Here is a 6,926-nt window from a genome sequence, read left to right on the forward strand (position 1 = left end):
TGAGCCTGCCGCACGGACAGCAAGCGGGGAAAAATATTATAATTCCTATTATGGTAAAAGTAAACAGGCCGCATATCGGCATTTTTGGCAAAATGAATGTGGGGAAAAGTTCCCTTATTAATGCCTTGACGGGGCAGGAGGTTTCCGTCGTGGCCGCCCACCCGGGTACGACGACGGACCCCGTTAAGAAGATTATTGAAATTTTGGGCATAGGCCCGGTAACTTTGGTGGATACCGCCGGGATAGACGATTCTTCCGCCTTGGGGGCCCAGCGTGTCCGCCGCACCAACGAAGCATTGGACCAGGTAGATTTGGCTATTTTGGTGTTTGCAGATGATTTTAATTCGTACGACCAAAGTTTAATGGAAACCTTTCAGGCGCGCAGCGTGCCTTTTTTTGTGGTGCATAACAAGTGCGATTTGTATGCAACAAATACGGAAATTAAGGGCGCTGATGTGGTAGATTTTTCGTGCAAGGAACCGCATCTGCCTATCCTGTTGGATATGATTAAAAAGCATCTGCCCAAGAGTGCCTATTCCCAAGATGTTCTGTTAGATGATTATGTGGAACGCGGGGACGAAGTAGTGCTGGTAATTCCGATTGACGCGTCCGCCCCCGAGGGCCGCCTTATTTTGCCGCAGGTGCAGACAATACGCAACCTGTTGGATATCGGCGCGGCGGCGGTGTGCTTAAAGGACACCGAGTTGCGTGAATATTTGCGTTTGCATATCCCCAAACTGGTGGTAACGGATTCACAGGCGTTTAAATACGTCAGTTCCGTAGTGCCGCCCACTATCCCGCTGACGAGTTTCAGCATTTTATTTTCGCGCTTAAAAGGTGATTTTGGGGCGTATTTGAAAGGAACTCGCACCATTGACAAACTGCAAGACGGCGATAAGGTGCTGATTTTGGAATCTTGTTCACATAGTGTGAACAAGTGTGATGATATTGGCCGCACGAAAATTCCCAACTGGTTGCAAAAATACACGGGTAAAAAATTGCAGTTTACTGTGGTGGCTAATTTAGATGCCTTGCCAGATGATGCGGAAACGTACAAATTAGCAATTCAATGCGGCGGGTGTATGGTAACGCGAACGCAAATTATGCGCCGCTTGAATATATTAAAGGAAAAGGGTGTTGCACTTTCCAATTACGGGTTAGCAATAGCCTATTGCAACGGTATTTTTGACCGCGTAACAGAAATATTTAGAAAGCAGGACCAATAAATGTTCCCTGTAAACGATTAGATAAAAAGTGTTTTGTCCTAATCGTTACACTTGTAACTTTAATTCGCAATTTTAGAAAAATAGTTGCAGTTGCGCTATATTTTTGCTAAAATAGAATTGTCCTAGTTAAGGATATTTCAATTTTCGGATCGGTAGCTTAGTTGGTAGAGCGCCTGCTTTACACGCAGGAGGTCAGGGGTTCGAGTCCCTTCCGGTCCACCATTTTTTAAGGCACTCTTGGTAGGGTGCCTTTTTTGTTGGTGTGTTTTCCCCACTCCCGACGGAGCGCGGCCGGAATTTTCATCCATACAGGTTTTAGAGTGGTATTTGTGTAGACGAACAAGGCCCGTTTCCGGGCCTTGTTCTCTAACGGGGAAATTTGGAGGATTCGAATAATCTATATTTCCGGCACAAGATGTGCTCTAATAATATCATCACCCTTATCACTTCGTTTGAACTCATAAGAATTTCGCAAAAACCCATCATTTATTTGAAATACTTGAATTCGTGCATTATCCGCCACCGCATTTACAAATAAATCAAAATGCTTTGCTTTATCACATATATTTCTTTCAAAATCTACAGAAGAAATAATACCAGAAATAACATCTGGATATCGAATCAGCGCATCAAATTCAAATGTATTAGTTTTAGAATTCTCTTTAGTCACTTCAAAAAGAATATTTTCTTTCTTCCTTCCATTTAATAATCCATTATAAAATGATTGAGTGATATTAATTATCACGCCTTCACAAAGGCCGAGCATATCATCTCTATCAGAAATCCACAGTATTTTTTTAGCATCATATTTAATAATCAAAAACTCAATAATAGAAGCTAAAGATGTGGCTGTAAGACATAAATTAGAAACAAGTTTTTTGTTGTAGGATTTTTGAGTTAAATAACATTGTAATAATTTATATCTTTTAATTTGTTTGTGATATTTGACTTTATTGTTTATTTCCAATTGTTTTATCCATTTTGGAAGGCTCTTCTTTAAATTATCAATTAAAAGTTCGCATTTTCCTTTAATAATAAAAGAAATAGAAAAAAAGAAGTAATTACTCTTCAAGAAATATATCATTTTATCTGATATGTGAGTAAGATGTTTAATATCTTTAGGCAAATCTTGTCGCAATTGAGAATCCAACCATTTTATATCTACACTTGGGCAGATAGTAAAGGTAATTACTTGATTATATTTATTTTTATCAAAACAATAATCACTAGAAATAAACCAATTTTTAACATCAGGAAATTGTTTTTTGTATTTTTTCCAACGCCCCATAAATGCAGGATATCGTGATAAAACTGTTTTCGTATTCATATAGTTATTTTATAATACTTATCCACGCCTTTTCCTGTTCTCTAAACCCTGTTTCTCCCTCTCCCAAGGTCATAAGTTCCTTTAACGTCATATTGCGTGGGTTCCGGTATTCTAAAATATCTGCCAGTATCTTGGGAGATAAATAACACAGATTTAAGTAGCGCGCAATGGTACGTTTGTTCATACCGCTGGCCGCTTCGCATTCTCGCAGTGATTTCCCCTTTTCTAGCAGCCGTTTTAACTGCCACCCGCGGGATAAGCCGCGTACTAAACTCTCGTTTAATTGCCGTACCGTCAGTATATTCCGTGCTCTTCCGTTTTGCAGTTTCATAGACGACACATTATCCACTATAAAGGTATTTCTCACATATAATTTCTCGTCTAATTTCTCCGGCACAAGAGCGCGTTCTTCCGCTTGGCCTGATATTTTAGGCAAAGCACTCAAATCCGCCTTTATCTGCTTTTCGTTTAAGAATATACTCAAATAGTGCGTTTTCCCCGTACTTTGGCAAACTACTTTATCTATCCATTTCCGCATTTGTTTATCGGGCAGAGCATCTCTGTTGGCTAACGGCTCCAAATCATCAAAATCAGTCATTTTAAGCGTTTTTAACACGAAATTATCCAGTTGTTCCACAGGCAGATAATGCCCGCCCACGCCGTTATAGTAATACAGGAACTTCTTCCCTTGCTTTTTGGCGGTTGTCAGCCGGAAACTGCGCCCTGTATCGTCATATAATTTACGGGATAGCACGCTATCATGTACCTGATAGGTACTAAAGGCATTTTTGTCCTTAACGCGCCGACGGATAAACTCCTGTGCCTGTTCCCATATATCCATGGGAACTATGCCCTCGTGCTTGCCTTGATATATCTTGTTTTTAGCATGGTGGGCCACTTTGCCGATATAGACGGGATTGGTTAATATCCGCTGAATCCCACTTTTTTGAAAGGGCCTACCTCCGCGCGGTTTGCCGCACCTAGGTACCCATGCTTTGCTATGATACCCCTGCTCGTTTAGCCAATGGGCGGTGGCAAACATATTGCCCAGTTCCAAATATTTGGTAAAAATCAACTTGACGAGAGTTTTTTCCTGTTCATTGGGAATTAACTGCCTGTCCTTGATGTCATACCCTAGCGGCGGTGTTCCCCCGATCCACAGACCTTTAGCCTTACTGGCTGCGATTTTATCGCGCACACACTCGGCTGATACTTCCCTCTCGAACTGGGCAAAGGATAGCAGCATATTGAGCGTCAGTTTCCCCATAGAGTTACTGGTATCAAACGATTGCGTAATGGACACAAAATTACATCCGTATTTATCAAACTCCTGCATCATTTTATGGAAGTCTATAATAGAGCGCGACAGACGATCCACCTTATAGACAACAACTACCTGTATTTGCCCGGCCCGGATATCATTAAGGAGTGTGTTTAAGCCCGGCCGCTCCATGGTACCGCCGCTAATTCCGCCGTCGGAGTAGGTCTTGTAATACTCCCAACCATTGAATGCTTGGGATAGGATATAAGCCTTACAAGATTCTTCTTGGTTTTGGAGCGAGTTAAACTCCATATCCAACCCGTGTTCGGTGGATTTACGGGTGTATATAGCGCAATTAATTCTGTTCATAACTTATTGACAAGTATAATTATGTTATACTAGAATTTTCACACTTACATTACCGCTTATTAATGGTAGATAAGTCAAGGAGAATTATTTATGGAAGACAAAGAAATTCAAGAAATGAATAAAGAAACTGCGTATAAAATATTATCTGAAAGATTAGAGCAATACCTTCTTGCTCCTGATGAATTTCCCCGCAAAGGTTTTCATATTACTGCGGAACTCATCTTTGATAAACATGGAATTACTGTCTCTATGCACTGCGAAAACAAGGAACGGCATCACATGCCACACCTACACATCAAGAATGGGAAAGGGCAAGAAGTATCTGTTTCATTAGCTGGAGAAATTTTAGCTGGAGATTGCGATAGGAAAACTCTTAAAAAAATTAAAACTTTTATAGATTTAAATAACAATCTACTTACAGAAATGTGGAAACTAATAAACGAAGGAAAAAATCTTAAACCACTCAAGCAACAAATTCAAGATATTAAATATCAAAAAGGAGTTAAGTAAAAGACAACTCCTATCAGACCCATAGATTTCAAGGCACCCTTATTAGAACTTAACTTCGTTTTGTACGAGTTAATCCGAAAAATTTAGGCCCGCTGACGTGACTTCGCACAATTTTTTCGGCAAGTGCTGTTAAATTAGGATATATTTTCCCTTCCCACTCGTAGGCGTTTTCCCCTTTTACGGGTACTTGATATGTCCGACCTTTATAGGTTTTAGTCAGTATCGTTCCGGCTGCGAGTGCGTAACGCTTTTTATGCGCGTGCTCAATATACTTGTCAGGATTGCCCGCATAACGGTCAAGCCGCGTGATGTATTTTTCTTGTAATTTACAACGCCCTAGCCCACATTGGGCGGCGTACCATAGCGGACGGACGCAACTTGGCCTTAACGCCCTTCAAAGGATAGGTATAGAAAGCATTCCAATAAAACCGCAATTCCTTGGGGGATAGTCCTTTTAATTCTTCGTAAATTTTGGGCAAACAGCACTTTCTTCTCATGATAAAATGTCCTTAATCTGACGGATTTTTTCCACTGAACGGCTTTGATTAGAATAGGCCTTAGCTAAAGTTTCAAAGAATTTAGTGACTAACAAGATAATATCCCTCTCGCGAAAATTTCGTGGAGGCCGCCCTAAGGGATTACCCGAGCGGCCCTTTACAAATCGCCCCGAGATGGGTGACAGATGGCGCGGTGTCATTTGGACAACCCGAAGAATACATAACCGCTTATTGGGCGTTTGACAATTGTCATGGCCACGCGCGAAATGCTTTTGAATACCTTGCCTTCGTACTCAAATCCATTTTCCAACACTTTTACTTCTATGGTTTTCCCACGGTAGGTTTTAGTGATAACTGTGCCGACGGCAGGTAAGCGGACATCCCATTCTTTGGGTTTCGGAGTAGGCACATCTACGACTTGTTTGGTTGATTTTACAACTACTTGTTTAGATTTTTTCTTCATAAAAACTCCCGATAGTATATTGGTTTAATGGGCTTTTGGCCCATTCCTATTACCGCTTACTATCGGGAGCAAAGTCAAGTGAATAGACTGATTCTCAGAAGCATACGGAGATTATTGTCCTTTTTACAATGGCATTTTGCCAAGCATTATGGCCGTTAGTTTCATTGATAGAACCTCTTGGACCTTTGAATATATGTTAATCTACAAGCACTTATTAGGGAAAATTTGCCAGCGCCACCAAATAGGATTAGTCACATGTAATAAATATAGTATAGTATATTCATATGGCATTACATAATGCAATCATTATGATTAAAGGTGAGGATAAGACCAAACAAATTCGGTCTATGGAATTTGTCGGCTCTAAAGTAAAGATTGTTTTTACCAATGATCCAAAACCTTACCTATATCATCGTCGGAATATACGGGTTATAAAATCCGCTCTATCCGATGCATCTCTCAACAAATGTTTTCTATATTTGAAAGAAATTGCCAAGCATGTTGGAATCCGCACAGAGGATGGAACCAATATTTTAGAGCAACACTATAACAGAATTGATTTTATACCAGAGAATTCTTGTCTGGCCGTTTATTTAGCAGGGACGTACGATAAAAACATCAAACCTTTGCCTTTAACTATATTTCCCTTCGGTTTTAATTCGTCACAAAAAAAGGCGGTAGAAACAGCATTTAAACATACAATTAGTGTCATACAGGGCCCTCCTGGAACAGGAAAAACCCAAACAATTTTAAATATCCTAGCTAATGCCGTTATGCGAGGAGAAACAGTTGCTGTAGTGTCTAACAATAATACTGCCACCGCTAATATACAGGAAAAACTCCAAAAATATGGTATTGATTTTGTGTCCGCATACTTAGGAAACTCGCAAAATAAGCAAGATTTTATTAAAGAGCAGAAAATCCGACCTTTACCAGACGCTCTTACTGAATGGGAACTTGCACCACAAAAAGATAGCGAAATTTGGCAAAAAATGCCTAGTTTGATAACCCAAATTACCACCATGCTAAACACAAAAAACAATTTGGCAAATTTACAACAGGAAAAAAGAATTTTGCACACAGAATATTTGCACTTTTGCGAATATTACGACAAACTAACAAATAAAATATCACTAACAATCGGCCCAGGGTTAACATCCTCCGAGTTGCTTGTTTTATCATTAAAATACGAGCAGTATTGCAAGAAAACAGACTATCCTTGTTTTTGGAAGAAAGTGTATTTGTGGTTTAAATATGGGTTAAGATTCTCGGA

General features: G+C 40.0%; 6 protein-coding genes, 1 tRNA gene and 1 pseudogene. 4 read left to right on the forward strand and 4 right to left on the reverse strand.

Annotation, left to right across the window (positions count from 1 at the left end):
* Nucleotides 1-50 precede the first annotated feature (50 nt).
* Entirely contained in the window at nt 51-1,226 is a 1,176-nt protein-coding gene (gene hydF, locus ACZOTW_RS04925; protein ID WP_483997633.1) for a [FeFe] hydrogenase H-cluster maturation GTPase HydF, read from the forward strand.
* A gap of 146 nt (nt 1,227-1,372) precedes the next feature.
* A tRNA-Val gene (locus ACZOTW_RS04930) sits at nt 1,373-1,448 on the forward strand.
* A 175-nt stretch (nt 1,449-1,623) separates the two neighbouring features.
* Here the strand turns inward: ACZOTW_RS04930 and ACZOTW_RS04935 are convergent.
* Both ACZOTW_RS04935 and ACZOTW_RS04940 read right to left on the reverse strand, forming a co-directional pair.
* On the reverse strand, nt 1,624-2,553 hold the full coding sequence (locus tag ACZOTW_RS04935; protein ID WP_483997634.1) for a hypothetical protein: 930 nt from the start codon (nt 2,551-2,553) through the stop codon (nt 1,624-1,626).
* 4 nt (nt 2,554-2,557) lie between these two features.
* Nucleotides 2,558-4,183: a recombinase family protein gene (locus tag ACZOTW_RS04940; protein ID WP_483997635.1), complete on the reverse strand. Its 1,626-nt coding sequence runs from the start codon at nt 4,181-4,183 to the stop codon at nt 2,558-2,560.
* Between the two features lie 90 nt (nt 4,184-4,273).
* On the opposite strand from ACZOTW_RS04940, the gene ACZOTW_RS04945 reads away from it, so the two are divergent.
* Nucleotides 4,274-4,693, forward strand: a complete 420-nt coding sequence (locus ACZOTW_RS04945) for a DUF4160 domain-containing protein (RefSeq protein ID WP_483997636.1) — start codon at nt 4,274-4,276, stop codon at nt 4,691-4,693.
* Nucleotides 4,694-4,742: 49 nt separating this feature from the next.
* Here the strand turns inward: ACZOTW_RS04945 and ACZOTW_RS04950 are convergent.
* Both ACZOTW_RS04950 and ACZOTW_RS04955 read right to left on the reverse strand, forming a co-directional pair.
* Nucleotides 4,743-5,012: pseudogene (locus ACZOTW_RS04950) on the reverse strand (DUF2924 domain-containing protein); the annotation flags it as partial.
* Nucleotides 5,013-5,386: 374 nt separating this feature from the next.
* On the reverse strand, nt 5,387-5,653 hold the full coding sequence (locus ACZOTW_RS04955) for a DUF2924 domain-containing protein (RefSeq protein WP_483997637.1): 267 nt from the start codon (nt 5,651-5,653) through the stop codon (nt 5,387-5,389).
* A 284-nt stretch (nt 5,654-5,937) separates the two neighbouring features.
* On the opposite strand from ACZOTW_RS04955, the gene ACZOTW_RS04960 reads away from it, so the two are divergent.
* On the forward strand, nt 5,938-6,926 hold a 989-nt coding region (locus ACZOTW_RS04960; protein ID WP_483997638.1), incomplete at its 3' end, for an AAA domain-containing protein.

It is taken from the genome of Candidatus Avelusimicrobium sp., from assembly GCF_056976295.1.

Bases quoted from the DNA above. Each gene is read 5' to 3' on its own strand.
- hydF (WP_483997633.1), top strand. From the start codon at position 51: ATGGTAAAAGTAAACAGGCCGCATATCGGCATTTTTGGCAAAATGAAT.
- ACZOTW_RS04935 (WP_483997634.1), bottom strand. From the start codon at position 2,553: ATGAATACGAAAACAGTTTTATCACGATATCCTGCATTTATGGGGCGT.
- ACZOTW_RS04940 (WP_483997635.1), bottom strand. From the start codon at position 4,183: ATGAACAGAATTAATTGCGCTATATACACCCGTAAATCCACCGAACAC.
- ACZOTW_RS04945 (WP_483997636.1), top strand. From the start codon at position 4,274: ATGGAAGACAAAGAAATTCAAGAAATGAATAAAGAAACTGCGTATAAA.
- ACZOTW_RS04955 (WP_483997637.1), bottom strand. From the start codon at position 5,653: ATGAAGAAAAAATCTAAACAAGTAGTTGTAAAATCAACCAAACAAGTC.